The organism is Pseudomonas sp. MF6767, assembly GCF_016405475.1.
Classification (GTDB): domain Bacteria; phylum Pseudomonadota; class Gammaproteobacteria; order Pseudomonadales; family Pseudomonadaceae; genus Aquipseudomonas; species Aquipseudomonas paracarnis.
On the sequence record NZ_JAEKCY010000003.1, the window covers coordinates 89,116 to 105,410 of the forward strand.

The following is a 16,295-nucleotide window of genomic DNA, read 5'->3' on the forward strand; positions in this document are numbered from 1 at the left end:
CGGCCATGAGGACCCAACCACCGCAATCTTCTCAGGACACTCCGCACCCGGATGCAGCGGGTGGACGCGCGCATTTCCTGCAGGTGTTTTTGTCCCAGCGCTCGCAAATGGAGGCGTTGGTCAGCCGCCGTGTGGGTTGCCGCGCCACGGCAGCCGACCTGGTGCAGGATCTGTTCCTGCGCTTCTGGCGTCGCCCGCTGGTGCAGGTCGAAGAGCTGAGCACCTACCTGCTGCGCTGCGCCGGCAACATCGCCATCGACCACCTGCGCAGCGAAAGCGCACGGGCGCGCAGCAGCGAAGGCTGGCTACCGGAACAATCCGACCACCAAGGCTGCGAACCCCAGGCAGCGCTGGAGGCGGGCAATGATCTGCGTCATGTGGAAGCCGCCTTGCGCAGCTTGCCCGAGCGCACCCGCCAGATTTTCCTGCTTAACCGCATCCACGGGCGCAAGTACACCGAAATTGCCAAGGCCATGGGCCTGTCCCAAAGCGCCGTGGAAAAACATATGATGCGCGCCCTCGAAGCCTGCAAGGCCAGCCTTCGCGAACCATCGCCTCCACGCACGCCAGGGAACGCCCCGTGAACGTCACGCCCACGCCCGCCCAGGAACAGGCCGCGCTCGATTGGTTGTGCCTGCTGCATGACCAGCCCAGCAGCGGCGACCAGGCCACGTTCAGCCGCTGGTTACGCGCAGATCCCGCACACGTCGAGGCATACTCCCAAGCCCAGGTGCTCTGGGAATTAAGCGAAGTACCGGCGCGCCAGCTGGCCGACGAGGACGCGCTCGCGTTGCAGGGCTACCTCAACACGATCAACGCCTCCAAACGCTCCCGGGTAGCGCGTTGGTCTGGTGCCTTGGCCGTCGCCGCCTGCTTGCTGCTGATGGTGTCGATGGGCGTCGGTTGGCAGCCGTCACGCTGGGTCGATGAGTGGGGCGCCGATTATGTGACGGCGCCGGGGGAGGTGAAGACCTTCACCCTGGCCGATCAATCCAAGGTCACCCTCGACGCCGACAGCGCCATCGCCGTGGATTTCAGCCAGGGCGAACGGCACATCCAATTGCGCCGTGGTGCAGGTTTTTTCAGCGTGACCCACACCGGCCAACCCTTCGTGGTGGAGGCGAGCGGCGGTGAAACGCGAGTACTGGGAACTCAGTTTGAAGTGCGCCTGCAACCTGACGGCGCCGAGGTCACTGTGCTGTCCGGCCGTGTGGGCGTGACGCCCTCCAAACAGGGCCAGCAACAGGTGCTGACAGCAGGCCAGCAAGTGGCCTACGCCGATGGTATTGCCGACCCTTTGCATGGGGTCGACAGCGCCTCACGCCTGGCCTGGCGCGAGGGTTGGCTCAACTACTACAAGGCCCCCCTGGCCGATGTGGTCGAGGACCTGAGGCGTTATTACCCCGGTCGAATTCTTCTGCTTAACGAGGACATGGCCGCCAAACGCGTCAGCGGCAGCTTTCCGAGCCAGGACCCTGTAGCGGTCTTGAACGCCTTGCAAGCGGTGCTGGGTTTTGAACAGCACAGCCTGTTGGGCCGCATGATTGTGCTGCGCTAGGGCTGCGTTGGGGTTTTCGCTGCTGAATCTGTCAGGCAAGAAATACCTCAGCTCGACACGCTCGGCGATGGTGTCGCTGGAGGCCAATTTTAAATCACACCCCAGAGCTCGATGCGCAGAGCAGACTTGTGTGGGAGCTGGCTTGCCTGCGATAGCGGTGTGTCAGTCACAGGTATTGAACCTGTTACACCGCCATCGCAGGCAAGCCAGCTCCTACATTTGATTGGGTGTTACTTCAGGGCGGCCATGATTGCTTCGGGGTTGTAGTCGCGAATCAAGGTGCCGTTCACGTCCACAAACGGAATCCCGCCACCGCCCAGCGCCTCATACGCCTTGCGCGCCTTGGCATCCTTTTCGATATCGACGGCTTGGTACGGGATACCCTTCTGGTCCAGAAAACGCCGGATCTGCTTGCAGTACCCACACCACTCGGTGGCATAGAGCACCACCCGCGCAGAGGCACGTACGCGCTCGGGCGCCACCTGGGACGGGTTGAACAGCCGCTCCACCTTGCCCCAGTTCTGGATCGCAACCACCACCAGCAATACCAGCAGGACTTTCTTGAGCACCCCGCCCAGCATCAGTTACGGCGCTTGAGCTGGTCGGTCAGTTGGGTCGGCAGGCCCTTGATGATCAAGGTGCCGGCGGCTTCGTCGTACTCGATCTTGTCGCCCAGCAGGTGCGCTTCAAAGCTGATGGACAGGCCCTCGGCGCGCCCGGTGAAGCGGCGGAACTGGTTGAGGGTGCGTTTGTCGGCCGGAATCTCCGGCGACAGGCCGTAATCCTTGTTGCGGATATGGTCGTAGAAGGCTTTTGGCCGGTCTTCATCGATCAGGCCCGAGAGCTCTTCCAGGCCCATGGGTTCGCCGAGCTTGGCCTGGCTGCTGGCGTAGTCCACCAGGGTCTTGGTTTTCTCGCGGGCGGACTCGTCGGGCAGGTCTTCGCTCTCGACGAAGTCACTGAACGCCTTGAGCAGGGTGCGGGTTTCGCCCGGGCCGTCGACGCCTTCCTGGCAGCCGATAAAGTCGCGGAAGTACTCCGAGACCTTCTTGCCGTTCTTACCCTTGATAAAGGAGATGTACTGCTTGGACTGCTTGTTGTTCTGCCACTCGGAGACGTTGATACGCGCCGCCAGGTGCAACTGGCCCAGGTCCAGGTGGCGCGAGGGCGTCACGTCCAGCTCGTCGGTCACCGCCACGCCTTCGCTGTGGTGCAGCAGGGCGATGGCCAGGTAGTCGGTCATGCCTTGCTGGTAATGGGCAAACAGCACATGGCCGCCGGTGGAGAGGTTGGATTCCTCCATCAGCTTTTGCAGGTGCTCTACCGCTGTGCGGCTGAAGGTGGTGAAGTCCTGGCCACCGTCAAAGTATTCCTTCAACCAACCGCTGAACGGGTGCGCGCCGGACTCGGCATGGAAGAAACCCCAGGCCTTGCCTTGTTTGGCGTTGTAGCTCTCGTTGAGGTCGGCAAGCATGTTCTCGATGGCGGCGGACTCGGACAGCTCCGAGTCGCGGGCGTGAAGAACTGCGGGTGTGCCGTCGGGTTTTTTGTCGATCAGGTGGACGATGCAATGACGGATCGGCATAGGCTTCTCGGCTGGTTGAAGGGGAGCGGTTGGCCTCCCCGAAAAGTCGCCCAGTGTACCGCACCCATTGGTCAAGACGTGCCCCGAACGGCATTTTGCACGCCCTCCCACTGGCCATATGCCTTTTTTTCACGGTTTAGAGCGATAAAGCTGACCAAATGGGTATGTTGAGGCGGATATTTCCCCGTCTCTGTGCTAGTTTTGCCCCGTCTTACGCCAAGTCTCGGCGTTAAGCGTGCATTCAGCATTTGTCAGGTCGAACCAATCCCCGTTTCAAGCATCTATAACCCCGATCTCCGTGGTTATGGCCGGGGATGCCAGGCCATGACGGTCGGGCTCGACGGCTGACACTGCACTCTGCAATCCATATGAATTTGATAGGGAAGGAACACCACAATGGCTATTACTAAAGACCAACTGATCGCTGACCTGGCTGAAGCAGTAGACGCACCGAAAACTACCGTGCGCGCTCTGCTGGACCAACTGAGCCAAGTTGTTGCTGATCAGCTGGAAAATGGCGGCGAAATCACTCTGCCAGGCGTTGGCAAACTGAAAGTGACCGAGCGTCCTGCCCGTACTGGCCGTAACCCTTCGACTGGCGCTGCCATCGAAATCGCTGCCAAGAAAGTTATCAAGCTGGTTGTGGCTAAAGGCCTGACCGACGCTGTTAACAAGTAAGACGCAGCAAAAAAACCGTGCTTCGGAGTGATCCGGGCACGGTTTTTTATTGCCTGCGATTTTATTGTAGAGCGCGGTTATTGTGGCGAGGGAGCTTGCTCCCGCTGGAGTGCGCAGCGCTCCCAGGATTTTGGGGCCGCTGCGCTGCCCAGCGGGAGCAAGCTCCCTCGCCACAATGATTCTTATCGAACCCAGCGCTGGCGCCAGATCTGCTGCTCGTTCTTGGTCTGGAATGTCCAGGCCACAAAGCGGCTCTGCTTCTGCCCTTGGGACATCTCCACCACCTGGCTTTCCAGCACGCCGGCTTTTTTCAGCGCGGTTTCGATCGCCGGCAGGTTGGACGCTTTGGACACCAGGGTGCTGAACCACAGCACTTTATGCGCAAAATGCGCGCTCTCGGCGATCAGTTGCGTCACAAATCGCGCTTCGCCACCTTCACACCACAGTTCGGCCGATTGACCACCGAAGTTGAGCACCGGCAACTTGCGTTTCGGGTCGGCCTTGCCCAAGGCGCGCCATTTACGCTCGCTGCCTTTGGTGGCTTCGTCCATGGATGCATGGAACGGCGGGTTGCACATCGTAAGGTCAAAGCGCTCACCCGGCTCCAGCAGGCCCAACAGGATCTGCTTGGGGTTGGGTTGCTGGCGCAGCTGGATGACCTTGCTCAGGTCGTTGGACTGCACGATGGCCTTGGCGGCGGACACGGCGATCGGGTCGACCTCCGAGCCCAGGAAGTTCCAGCGGTACTCCATATAGCCAATCAGCGGGTACACGCAGTTGGCGCCCATACCGATGTCCAGCACCTTGACGATCGAGCCCCGCGGGATCTTGCCGTCGTTGACGCTGGCCAGCAGGTCGGCGAGGAAGTGCACGTAGTCGGCACGCCCCGGCACCGGCGGGCACAGGTAGTCGGCAGGGATGTCCCAATGCTGGATGCCATAGAACGACTTGAGCAGTGCCCGGTTGAACACCCGCACCGCATCCGGGCTGGCGAAGTCGATGCTCTCTTTGCCGTAGGGGTTGATGATCACGAACTGCGCCAGTTCCGGCGTGGTTTTGATCAGCGCCGGGAAGTCGTAACGGCCCGTGTGGCGGTTGCGCGGGTGCAGGGTGGCCTCTTTGCGCGGCGCGACGGGTTTGGCCGTGGCGGCGGTTTTAGGCTTCTTGCGCGGTGGTTTGGGCGTAGTGGGGGCGGTCATGATGATTCTGGTGTTGGCTCAATGTGGTGGGCATTGTCACACATTCCTGAACACAACTCGGTCAAATGTGGGAGCTGGCTTGCCTGCGATAGCATCACCTCGGTCTGCCTGATACACCGAGTCGTCAGTATCGCAGGCAAGCCAGCTCCCACAGGGATAGGGTTTTGATTGGGAAATGGTGTCGTTTTCCTGGACAAAAAAAAGAGGCCCGAAGGCCTCTTTCTCTACACGGTTTCCCCTTACAGGCTGGAAATCCGCGCATGTTGCTCCGCCAGCTTGCCCAAGGCCTGTTCAGCCTCGGCCAACTTGGCGCGTTCTTTCTCGATCACTTCAGCCGGCGCCTTGTCAACGAACGCCGCGTTGGACAGCTTGCCGCCCACTCGCTGCACTTCGCCTTGCAGACGCGCAATTTCCTTGTCGAGGCGGGCCAGTTCCGCGCCCTTGTCGATCAGGCCGGCCATCGGCACCAGCACTTCCATATCACCCACCAACGCGGTGGCAGACAACGGTGCTTCGGCATCGGCAGCCAATACGGTGATCGACTCCAGCTTGGCCAGCTTCTTGAGCAGCGCATCGTTCTCGCTGAGGCGACGCTGGTCTTCGGCACTGGCGTTCTTGACGAACACGGCCAGCGGCTTGCCCGGCCCGATGTTCATCTCGGCGCGGATGTTACGTGTGCCGAGCATCAGAGTCTTGAGCCATTCGATATCGCTTTCGGCGGCCTCATCGATGCGCGCTTCGTTGGCCACCGGCCAAGGTTGCAGCATGATGGTCTTGCCTTCGATACCGGCCAGCGGCGCCAGGCGCTGCCAGATTTCTTCGGTGATGAACGGCATGAACGGGTGCGCCAGGCGCAACGCCACTTCCAGCACGCGCACCAGGGTGCGACGGGTGCCGCGCTGGCGTTCGACCGGCGCGTTTTCGTCCCACAGTACCGGCTTGGACAGTTCCAGGTACCAGTCGCAATACTGGTTCCAGATGAACTCGTACAGGGCCTGTGCGGCCAGGTCGAAACGGAACTGGTCGAGCTGGCGGGTCACTTCGGCTTCTGTGCGCTGCAACTGCGAGATGATCCAGCGATCCGCCAGGCTCAGCTCATAGGCTTCGCCGTTCTGGCCGCAGTCTTCGCCTTTGTCCAGCACGTAGCGCGCCGCGTTCCAGATCTTGTTGCAGAAGTTGCGATAGCCTTCGACGCGGCCCATGTCGAACTTGATGTCGCGACCGGTGGAGGCCAGCGAGCAGAAGGTGAAGCGCAGGGCGTCGGTGCCGTAGCTGGCGATACCGTCGGCGAATTCGTCGCGGGTCTGCTTCTCGATCTTTTTCGCCAGTTTCGGCTGCATCAGGCCCGAGGTGCGTTTCTGCACCAGGGTTTCCAGGTCGATGCCGTCGATGATGTCCAGCGGGTCCAGGACGTTGCCCTTGGACTTGGACATCTTCTGGCCCTGGCCGTCGCGTACCAGGCCGTGTACGTACACGGTCTTGAACGGTACCTGCGGGGTGCCGTCTTCGTTCTTCACCAGGTGCATGGTGAGCATGATCATCCGGGCAACCCAGAAGAAAATGATGTCGAAGCCGGTGACCAGCACGTCGGTTGAGTGGAATTTCTTCAGGAACTCGGTCTGCTGCGGCCAGCCCAGGGTAGAGAAGGTCCACAGGCCCGAACTGAACCAGGTGTCCAGTACGTCGTTGTCCTGTTGCAGCGCGATGTCCGCGCCGAGGTTGTGCTTGGCACGCACTTCGGCTTCGTCGCGGCCTACATAGACCTTGCCCGACTCGTCGTACCAGGCCGGAATACGGTGGCCCCACCACAGCTGACGGCTGATGCACCAGTCCTGGATGTCGCGCATCCACGAGAAGTACATGTTTTCGTACTGTTTAGGCACGAACTGGATGCGGCCATCTTCCACGGCGGCAATCGCAGGTTCTGCCAGCGGCTTGGTGGACACGTACCACTGGTCGGTCAGCCACGGCTCGATCACGGTGCCGGAGCGGTCGCCCTTCGGCACTTTCAGGCCGTGGTCGTCAACGCTGACCAGCAAACCGGCAGCGTCGAAGGCGGCAACGATCTGTTTGCGCGCTTCAAAACGGTCCAGGCCTGCGTATTCGGCCGGGATCTTGCCGTCAATGCTGTCGTTGAGCGTGCCGTCCAGGTTGAACACCTGGCAGGCCGGCAATACGGCGGCATTCTTGTCGAAGATGTTCAGCAACGGCAGGTTGTGGCGCTTGCCGACTTCGTAGTCGTTGAAATCGTGGGCCGGGGTGATTTTCACGCAGCCGGTGCCGAACTCAGGGTCGCAGTAGTCATCCGCGATGATCGGGATACGGCGGCCAACCAGTGGCAGTTCGACGAATTTGCCGATCAGCGCCTGGTAGCGCTCGTCGTTCGGGTTAACGGCCACGGCGGCATCGCCGAGCATGGTTTCCGGACGGGTAGTGGCGACGATCAGGTAATCATTGCCTTCAGCGGTCTTGGCGCCGTCGGCCAGCGGGTACTTGAGGTTCCACAGGAAGCCTTTCTCGTCGTGGTTTTCCACTTCAAGGTCGGAAATGGCCGTGTGCAACTTGGTGTCCCAGTTGACCAGGCGCTTGCCGCGGTAGATCAGGCCGTCTTCATGCAAGCGCACGAAGGCTTCCTTAACGGCTTCGGACAGGCCGTCGTCCATGGTGAAGCGCTCGCGGCTCCAGTCTACGGACGAACCCAGGCGACGGATCTGACGGCTGATATTGCCGCCGGACTGGTCTTTCCATTCCCAGACTTTCTCCAGGAATTTCTCGCGACCCAGGTCGTGACGGTTCTGGCCGGTGGCTTCCAGTTGGCGTTCCACCAGCATCTGGGTGGCGATACCGGCGTGGTCGGTGCCCGGTTGCCACAGGGTGTCGCGACCCTGCATGCGGCGGAAGCGGATCAACGCATCCATGATCGCATTGTTGAAGCCATGGCCCATGTGCAGGCTGCCAGTGACGTTCGGTGGCGGAATCATGATGGTGTACGAGTCGCCCGCACCTTGTGGGGCGAAATAGTTCTCGGACTCCCAGGTGTTGTACCAGGAAGTTTCGATAGCGTGGGGCTGGTAGGTCTTATCCATGCGCGGCGGGACCCTAGTTGGCATTTATTCAGGAAAGCCGGCAAGTATAACGGGGCAAGGCGTGGAGGGCGAGTTGAAGACCGTTTAAAGGTCGATGCAAAACCAATGTGGGAGCTGGCTTGCCTGCGAAGGCGGTTTCTCAGTCACCAAAGGTTTTGACTGAGAAACCGCCTTCGCAGGCAAGCCAGCTCCCACAGGGGGCTATGCAAGGTTTAAGACTGGTACTGGCTAAGCAACCGCTCCATCCGCGCATCCATCCGACGCTTGATCTCGGCCTCGATATGCGGCGCAAAGTCATCGATCACATCCTGCATGATCAATTGCGCAGCGGCGCGCAGTTCATTGTCCAGGTGCAGCAGCAGGGCGTCGGGGGCTTTTTCGGCGGCTGGAGCGGGTTCTGCAATCACAGGTGCCGGCGCGGCAGGCTTGCCGCCGACCATGTCGAACAACAGCGGAATCTGAACCTCACCCTCCACCGTCTCGGTCAGCAGCGGCGGTTGCAGGTTGTCATCACCCAGCAACTGACGGATCGACTCCAGGTCATCCAGCAGGTGGTCGTCTTTTTTCAGCGGGTTGGGAGTGTCCATCATGTACTCAAAGTCGTTGTAGCCGGTGATCTTGCAGAGGATAGCCCTGTTCACGGTAGAAACGGAAACTCTCCCGCGCAGCCTGACGAATAGCCGGGTCTTCCACTACCACTTCCGCCACACGGGCGAACGCTTGGGCAAAGGCCGGTACCTTCAGGTCGAGGTTGACCAACAAGTCATGGTGATCGCCGCAATTGTCCCCCAAGCCTAGGACTACCAGGCTTTCAGGTTCGGATTCGGCGGGGCCGTGGGGCACGAAGCTTTCGCCCTTGAAGCGCCACAGACGGGCATCAAGTTCTTCACGTTGGGCGGCATCGCTGCAGTGCAGGTAGATGCGGTGGCCCATGCGCCAGGCTTTTTCGGTGAGTTTGCAGGCAAAGTCCAGGCGCGCTAGGGGATCGGCGCTGGGCAATATATAGAAGTCGACTTGGGGCATTGGAAATCCTGGGGCTGGCCTGGTTGCCCCTCTGTAGGAGCGAGCTTGCTGTGGCGAGCAAGCTTGCTTGCGCTGTGGTGCGCAGTGCCCCTAAAAAGCCGGGGACTGCTACGCAGTCAACGGGAGCAAGCTCCCTCGCCACAGCAAGCTCGCTCCTACAGAGAGGCGCAGGGGCCGCTTAAGCTTTGGCGCGATCCAGCAGGTATTGGGTCAGCAGGGGTACCGGACGGCCAGTGGCGCCCTTGTCCTTGCCGCCGCTGGTCCAGGCCGTGCCGGCGATGTCCAGGTGAGCCCAGTTGAAGTTCTTGGCAAATCGCGACAGGAAGCAGGCTGCGGTGATGGTGCCGGCTTTCGGGCCACCGATGTTGGCGATGTCGGCGAACGGGCTATCGAGCTGTTCCTGGTACTCATCGAACAGCGGCAGTTGCCAGGCGCGGTCGTCGGCGGCCTTGCCGGCGCTGAGCAGTTGCTCGATCAGTTCGTCGTTATTGCCCAGCAGGCCCGAAGTGTGGGAACCCAAGGCAACGATGCACGCGCCGGTCAGGGTCGCGATGTCGATCACGGCCTGGGGCTTGAAGCGCTCGGCGTAGGTCAGGGCATCGCACAGCACCAGGCGGCCTTCGGCGTCGGTGTTGAGGATCTCCACAGTCTGGCCGCTCATGGTGGTGACGATATCGCCTGGGCGAGCCGCGCCGCCGCTCGGCATGTTCTCGGCACAGGCCAAAATGCACACCAGGTTGATCGGCAGCTTGAGTTCCAGCACGGCACGCAGGGTGCCGAACACGCTGGCGGCGCCGCCCATGTCGTACTTCATCTCGTCCATGCCGGCACCGGGCTTGAGGCTGATACCGCCGGTATCGAAGGTAATGCCTTTACCTACCAGGGCGTAAGGCTTCTCGGACTTCTTGCCGCCGTTGTATTGCATCACGATCAGGCGTGGCGGCTGGTCGCTGCCCTGGCCCACGGCATAGAACGAGCCCATGCCCAGGTCCTTGATCTTCTTCTCGTCCAGCACTTCAACCTTCAGGCCCTTGAACTCTTTGCCCAATGCCTTGGCCTGTTCGCCCAGGAATGTCGGGTGGCAGATGTTCGGCGGCAGGTTGCCCAGGTCGCGAGTGAATGACATACCGTTGGCGATGGCCTGGGCGTGGGTGACGGCGCGCTGGACTTCAGCCTGGGCTGCCTTGATGGTCAGCAGGGTGATTTTCTTCAGGGCGCGGGGTTCGGCTTTCTGGCTCTTGAACTGGTCGAAAATATAGCCGCCGTCCACCAGCGACTCGGCCAGCAGGCGGGTCTTGCCGTAGCTGTCGCGGCCCTTGACCACGATTTCATCGAGCGCCAGCACCGCATCGCTGCCGCCCAGGCCCTTGAGGGTGGTGAGGATGCCGCTGACGATCTTGCGAAACGGACGGTCGCCCAGTTCGGCATCCTTGCCCACGCCCACCAGCAAAACGCGCTCGGCTTTAAGGTTGGGCAGGCTCTGCAGCAGCAGGCTCTGGCCGACCTTGCCGGCCAGGTCGCCGCGCTTGAGCACTGCGCTGATAGCGCCGCCGCTCAGTTCGTCCAGTTGCTTGGCGGCGACGCCGAGTGTGCGGCCTTCGCCGACAGCGACCACGAGGGTGGCGGTTTTCAACGTTTCGGGGCTAACGCTTTTTACAACCAATTCCATTTTCGGGTCCCTTATCAAGGTCTGTGAGCCGGGAGCTTGTACTCCGGCTTTAAAGCTCGGCAGCGTTGTAAACCGCCAGCGACAAAGGCCGCAGTTTGAACCTCGCCAACGGAGCCTGACAACCCTTGGCGCACGCTTTGTGCGTGCGCATGAGTAAGCTCCGTGACAGGCGAGGTCAATCACAGGATAATGCGCCATCTTTTTAGCCGGCCCGTGGTAAGCGGGTCGACTCGGTATGCTTGCTTGTTTGGCCGCCTTAGCCTGACAACCCTGGAGTGTCTGGTTTGATTGTCTTCCGTTATCTGTCCCGCGAAGTCCTGTTGACCCTGAGTGCCGTGAGTGCGGTGTTGCTGGTCATCATCATGAGTGGTCGTTTCGTCAAGTTCCTGGCCCAAGCCGCCGCTGGCGCCCTGGATCCGGGCTCACTGTTCCTGATCATGGGCTACCGGATGCCCGGCATGCTCCAGTTGATCCTGCCGCTTGGCCTGTTTCTCGGCATATTGCTGGCCTATGGCCGGCTGTACCTGGAAAGCGAGATGACCGTGCTGTCGGCCACCGGCATGAGCCAGCAGCGCCTGCTGGCCATGACCATGGTGCCTGCCGCCGGTGTTGCCCTGGTGGTGGCCTGGTTGAGCATGAGCCTGGCGCCCCAGGGGGCCATGCAGTTCCAGCTGCTGCTGAACAAGCAGGATGCGATGACTGAGTTCGACACCCTCGAGCCCGGTCGCTTCCAGTCGCTCAGCGACGGTTCGCGAGTGACCTACACCGAAACCATGACCGACGACCGCTCCAACCTTGGCGGCGTGTTCATCTCCCAGAAGAACCTCGGTCAGAACCAGAAGGATCGGGGTATTTCGATCCTGGTGGCCGACAGCGGTCGCCAGGAAATCCGCCCCGATGGCAATCGCTACCTGATCCTGGAAAACGGCTACCGCTACGACGGCAGCCCTGGCCTGGCGGATTATCGGGCGATCAAGTACGACACCTATGGCGTCATGCTGCCCAAGGCCGAGATCAGTGACGAGGTCACCGATCGCGACGCACTGCCCACCTCATCGCTGTTCGGCAGCCCGGAGTTGCGCTCCATCGCCGAGTTGCAATGGCGCCTGTCCCTGCCGCTGCTGGTGTTTATCGTGACCCTGATGGCCGTGCCGCTGTCGCGCGTCAACCCGCGCCAAGGGCGTTTCCTCAAGTTGCTGCCGGCGATCCTGTTGTACATGGCCTACCTCACCATCCTGATTTCTGCCCGTGGTTCCCTGGAGAAGGGCAAGTTGCCACCGGCCTTGGGCCTGTGGTGGGTGCACGGGGTTTTCCTGATGATCGGCCTGGGGCTGCTTTACTGGGAACCTATCCGTTTGAAAATGAAGAGCCGTCGTGGCCTGAAGGAGTTGGCCCGTGGCTAAGCTTGATCGCTACATCGGCATTAGCGTACTGATCGCCATCCTGGCGGTACTGGGCATCATTCTCGGCCTGGCCTTGCTGTTCGCCTTCATTGATGAAGTGGGCAACGTTACTGACACTTACACAGTCACGGACGTGCTGAGCTACGTCGCACTGACCGCGCCGCGCCGCCTCTACGACATGATGCCAATGGCCGCGCTGATTGGCTGCCTGATCGGCCTGGGCACCCTGGCCAGCAACAGCGAGCTGACCATCATGCGCGCCGCCGGGGTTTCCATCGGCCGTATCGTCTGGGCGGTGATGAAGCCGATGCTGCTGCTGATGGCCTGCAGTGTGCTGATCGGTGAATACGTCGCGCCACCGGCCGAAGCCACCGCCCAGGCCAATCGCGCCCTGGCCCAGGGTTCGGGCGATGCGCAAAGCGCCAAGCACGGCCTGTGGCACCGCCAGGGTGACGAGTTCATCCACATCAACGCCGTGCAGCCGGGTGGCCTGTTGATCGGGGTGACCCGCTACACCTTCGACAAAGAACGGCACATGCTGTCGTCCAGCTTCGCCAAGCGCGCGCAGTACAGTGGCGAGCAATGGCAACTGAGCGACGTCACCACCACGCACTTCCGTAACGTGGGCCAGGGCACCCAGTCCAGCACCGAAGTGGTCAACGTGCCGACCGAACAGTGGGATATCGCCCTCAAGCCGGAATTGCTCAATACCGTGGTCATGGTGCCGGAAGCCCTGCCGATCTCCGGTTTGTGGAGCTATATCCACTACCTCAAGGAGCAGGGTTTGAACAATGGCCGCTACTGGCTGGCGTTCTGGGTGAAAGTCTTGCAGCCGGTGGTTACCGCCGCCTTGGTGTTGATGGCGATCTCCTTCATTTTCGGGCCATTGCGCTCCGTGACCCTGGGCCAACGGGTATTTACCGGCGTGCTGGTGGGCTTCACCTTCCGCATCGCCCAGGACTTGCTTGGGCCGTCGAGCCTGGTATTCGGCTTCTCGCCGCTGTTTGCGGTGCTGGTGCCAACAGCTATTTGTGCCGTGGCCGGGTTCTGGCTGCTGCGCCGGGCGGGTTGAAGCCGCGCTCGCTAAATGCCACTCACTGTAGGAGCGAGCTTGCTCGCGAAAGTCTGCGAAACGCAGCGTTTATCCAGAATAAGCGCGTTATCGTTGGCGATTTTCGCGAGCGAGCTCGCTCCTACAGTTTTAAGCCCCATTAAAGTGGGGCTTTTTTGTATTGGTCAGCAAAGATGACGTCTGGCCTGAGCATCAGGTACAATTCCCGGCTATTTTTCAGCGGGCAATCTGCCTGCAGCCTTTTTGAGTGTTGATCCGTGAGTGATTTGAGTCATATCCGCAATTTCTCCATCATCGCCCACATTGACCATGGCAAGTCGACGCTGGCCGATCGATTTATCCAGATGTGCGGCGGCCTTGCCGAGCGTGAAATGGAAGCCCAGGTACTGGATTCCATGGACCTCGAACGCGAGCGCGGGATCACCATCAAGGCCCACAGCGTCACGCTGTACTACAAGGCCAAAGACGGCATCACTTACCAACTGAACTTCATTGACACCCCTGGCCACGTTGACTTCACCTACGAAGTCAGCCGTTCGCTGGCGGCCTGTGAAGGTGCGTTGCTGGTGGTCGATGCCGGCCAGGGCGTCGAGGCGCAGTCGGTTGCCAACTGCTACACCGCGATCGAGCAGGGCCTGGAAGTCATGCCCGTGCTCAACAAGATCGACCTGCCCCAGGCAGAGCCTGAGCGCGTCAAGGAAGAGATTGAGAAGATCATCGGCATCGACGCCACCGACGCCGTCACCTGCAGCGCCAAGACCGGCCTGGGTGTCGACGAAGTGCTCGAACGCCTGGTGCACACCATTCCCGCACCGACCGGCAACTACGAAGATCCGCTGCAAGCGTTGATCATCGACTCCTGGTTTGACAACTACCTGGGCGTTGTTTCCCTGGTACGCGTGCGCCATGGCCGTGTGAAGAAGGGCGACAAGATCCTGGTCAAGTCCACTGGCAAGATCCACCTGGTGGACAGCGTCGGTGTATTCAACCCGAAACACACCGCGACCACTGATCTGAAAGCCGGTGAAGTAGGCTTCATCATCGCTGGCATCAAGGATATTCACGGTGCACCAGTGGGTGACACCCTGACCCTGAGCTCCACGCCAGACGTCGACGTGCTGCCCGGCTTCAAGCGCATCCAGCCACAGGTCTACGCCGGCCTGTTCCCGGTCAGCTCCGATGACTTCGAAGATTTCCGCGAAGCCCTGCAAAAACTGACCCTCAACGACTCGTCGTTGCAGTACACCCCGGAAAGCTCCGACGCCCTGGGCTTCGGCTTCCGTTGCGGGTTCCTGGGCATGCTGCACATGGAGATCATCCAGGAGCGCCTCGAGCGCGAATACGACCTGGACCTGATCACCACCGCGCCAACCGTTATTTTTGAGTTGCTGCTCAAAACCGGTGAAACGATTTACGTCGACAACCCCTCCAAGCTTCCGGACCTGTCGGCCATCGAAGACATGCGCGAGCCGATCGTGCGGGCCAATATCCTGGTACCGCAGGAACACTTGGGCAACGTCATTACCCTGTGCATCGAAAAACGTGGCGTGCAGCGCGACATGCTGTTCCTCGGTACCCAGGTACAAGTGACCTACGATATGCCGATGAACGAAGTGGTCCTGGACTTCTTCGACCGTCTCAAGTCCACCAGTCGCGGCTATGCTTCGCTGGACTACCATTTCGATCGTTACCAATCGGCTAATCTGGTGAAACTGGATGTGTTGATCAACGGCGACAAGGTAGATGCCTTGGCACTGATCGTGCACAAGGACAACGCGCACTACAAAGGTCGCCAACTGACCGAGAAGATGAAAGAACTGATTCCGCGCCAGATGTTCGACGTCGCGATCCAGGCCGCCATCGGCGGGCAGATCATTGCACGGACTTCCGTCAAGGCTCTCAGAAAGAACGTACTGGCCAAATGCTACGGCGGTGACGTAAGCCGTAAGCGCAAGCTGCTTGAGAAGCAAAAGGCCGGTAAAAAACGCATGAAGCAAGTAGGCAACGTGGAAGTTCCACAAGAAGCCTTCCTTGCGGTGCTCAGGTTGGATAGTTAGGTCCTATGTCACTAAATTTCCCGCTGTTGCTGGTCATTGCCGTTGCCGTCTGTGGTCTCCTGGCGTTGCTCGATCTGGTGTTCTTCGCCCCGCGTCGTCGGGCGGCCATCGCTTCCTATCAGGGCAGCGTCAGCCAGCCCGATGCGGTGGTGGTCGAGAAGCTGAACAAAGAGCCCTTGCTGGTTGAGTACGGCAAGTCGTTCTTCCCGGTGTTGTTCATCGTGCTGGTGCTGCGCTCGTTTCTGGTAGAGCCGTTCCAGATCCCTTCGGGGTCGATGAAACCCACCCTGGACGTGGGCGACTTCATCCTGGTGAACAAGTTTTCCTACGGCATTCGCCTGCCGGTGATCGACAAGAAAGTCATCCCGGTAGGTGACCCGCAGCGCGGCGATGTGATGGTGTTCCGCTACCCAAGCGACCCGAACGTCAACTACATCAAGCGAGTCGTCGGCCTGCCGGGCGACGTGGTGCGCTACACCAGCGACAAGCGCCTGTTCATCAATGGTGAGTCGGTGGCCGAGAAGCTGTTGGGCGCCGAGCCGAATACCTTGGGCAGCGCCGAGCTGTACCAGGAAAAACTCGGTGCGGTGGAGCACCAAATCCGCAAGGAAATGAGCCGCTACCGTGCGATGCCGGATGGCCAGTGGAAAGTGCCTGCCGGGCACTACTTCATGATGGGCGACAACCGGGACAACTCCAACGACAGCCGCTACTGGGATGACCCCAACATTCCCAAGGATCTGCTGGGCATGGTGCCGGACGAGAACATTGTCGGCAAAGCCTTCGCGGTCTGGATGAGTTGGCCGGAACCCAAGCTCAGCCACCTGCCGAACTTCTCGCGGGTCGGGCTGATCAAGTAATACAAGCGGCGCTGTGAACACAGCGCCGAATGCTTTTCTGGGGCTTGGACATTTTCCGATGCCCGGTACCCATCAGGATTTGAATTTGAACACTGCGTCAATCGT

At 60.5% G+C, this 16,295-nt stretch carries 14 protein-coding genes; 7 read left to right on the top strand and 7 right to left on the bottom strand.

Annotated features, from left to right (window positions below):
- The first annotated feature begins 5 nt into the window (after nt 1–5).
- Entirely contained in the window at nt 6–584 is a 579-nt protein-coding gene (locus JFT58_RS06530; protein ID WP_054897746.1) for an RNA polymerase sigma factor, read from the top strand.
- Nucleotides 581–1,558: a FecR family protein gene (locus JFT58_RS06535; RefSeq protein WP_054897747.1), complete on the top strand. Its 978-nt coding sequence runs from the start codon at nt 581–583 to the stop codon at nt 1,556–1,558. The genes JFT58_RS06530 and JFT58_RS06535 overlap by 4 nt, the downstream gene beginning before the upstream one ends.
- A 230-nt stretch (nt 1,559–1,788) precedes the next feature.
- On the opposite strand, the gene JFT58_RS06540 is transcribed toward JFT58_RS06535, so the two are convergent.
- Both JFT58_RS06540 and yejK read right to left on the bottom strand, forming a co-directional pair.
- Nucleotides 1,789–2,139 (bottom strand): glutaredoxin family protein, encoded by a 351-nt coding sequence (locus JFT58_RS06540; protein ID WP_054897748.1) that lies wholly within the window; start codon nt 2,137–2,139, stop codon nt 1,789–1,791.
- Nucleotides 2,139–3,143, bottom strand: coding sequence for a nucleoid-associated protein YejK (gene yejK / locus JFT58_RS06545; protein WP_003171997.1), 1,005 nt, complete (start codon nt 3,141–3,143; stop codon nt 2,139–2,141). Before yejK ends, JFT58_RS06540 begins: the two co-directional genes overlap by 1 nt.
- Before the next feature lie 396 nt (nt 3,144–3,539).
- Between yejK and JFT58_RS06550 the strand changes: the two genes are divergently transcribed.
- A complete protein-coding gene (locus JFT58_RS06550) occupies nt 3,540–3,821 on the top strand; it encodes an HU family DNA-binding protein (RefSeq protein WP_003188840.1) in 282 nt (93 codons plus the stop codon).
- Between the two features lie 182 nt (nt 3,822–4,003).
- Here the strand turns inward: JFT58_RS06550 and rlmF are convergent, their stop codons facing one another.
- From rlmF to JFT58_RS06575, 5 genes are all read right to left on the bottom strand, one after another.
- Nucleotides 4,004–5,020: a 23S rRNA (adenine(1618)-N(6))-methyltransferase RlmF gene (rlmF, locus tag JFT58_RS06555; RefSeq protein WP_034128662.1), complete on the bottom strand. Its 1,017-nt coding sequence runs from the start codon at nt 5,018–5,020 to the stop codon at nt 4,004–4,006.
- Nucleotides 5,021–5,259: 239 nt separating this feature from the next.
- Nucleotides 5,260–8,106: a valine--tRNA ligase gene (locus tag JFT58_RS06560; RefSeq protein WP_054897749.1), complete on the bottom strand. Its 2,847-nt coding sequence runs from the start codon at nt 8,104–8,106 to the stop codon at nt 5,260–5,262.
- Between the two features lie 212 nt (nt 8,107–8,318).
- Nucleotides 8,319–8,693, bottom strand: coding sequence for a hypothetical protein (locus tag JFT58_RS06565; protein ID WP_054897750.1), 375 nt, complete (start codon nt 8,691–8,693; stop codon nt 8,319–8,321).
- 7 nt (nt 8,694–8,700) lie between these two features.
- Nucleotides 8,701–9,129, bottom strand: coding sequence for a DNA polymerase III subunit chi (locus JFT58_RS06570; protein WP_034128659.1), 429 nt, complete (start codon nt 9,127–9,129; stop codon nt 8,701–8,703).
- Nucleotides 9,130–9,307: 178 nt separating this feature from the next.
- Entirely contained in the window at nt 9,308–10,798 is a 1,491-nt protein-coding gene (locus JFT58_RS06575) for a leucyl aminopeptidase (RefSeq protein ID WP_034128658.1), read from the bottom strand.
- 284 nt (nt 10,799–11,082) lie between these two features.
- Here JFT58_RS06575 and lptF point away from each other — a divergent pair, with 284 nt between their 5' ends.
- The 4 genes from lptF (at nt 11,083) to lepB (ending at nt 16,190) form a co-directional block, all read left to right on the top strand.
- On the top strand, nt 11,083–12,201 hold the full coding sequence (lptF, locus tag JFT58_RS06580) for an LPS export ABC transporter permease LptF (RefSeq protein WP_034128657.1): 1,119 nt from the start codon (nt 11,083–11,085) through the stop codon (nt 12,199–12,201).
- Entirely contained in the window at nt 12,194–13,273 is a 1,080-nt protein-coding gene (lptG, locus tag JFT58_RS06585) for an LPS export ABC transporter permease LptG (RefSeq protein ID WP_003188851.1), read from the top strand. The genes lptF and lptG overlap by 8 nt, the downstream gene beginning before the upstream one ends.
- Nucleotides 13,274–13,530: 257 nt before the next feature.
- Nucleotides 13,531–15,330: a translation elongation factor 4 gene (gene lepA / locus JFT58_RS06590; RefSeq protein WP_032877619.1), complete on the top strand. Its 1,800-nt coding sequence runs from the start codon at nt 13,531–13,533 to the stop codon at nt 15,328–15,330.
- A gap of 5 nt (nt 15,331–15,335) precedes the next feature.
- Complete coding sequence (lepB, locus tag JFT58_RS06595) at nt 15,336–16,190, top strand: signal peptidase I (protein WP_003188855.1); 855 nt, start codon at nt 15,336–15,338, stop codon at nt 16,188–16,190.
- Nucleotides 16,191–16,295: the final 105 nt, after the last annotated feature.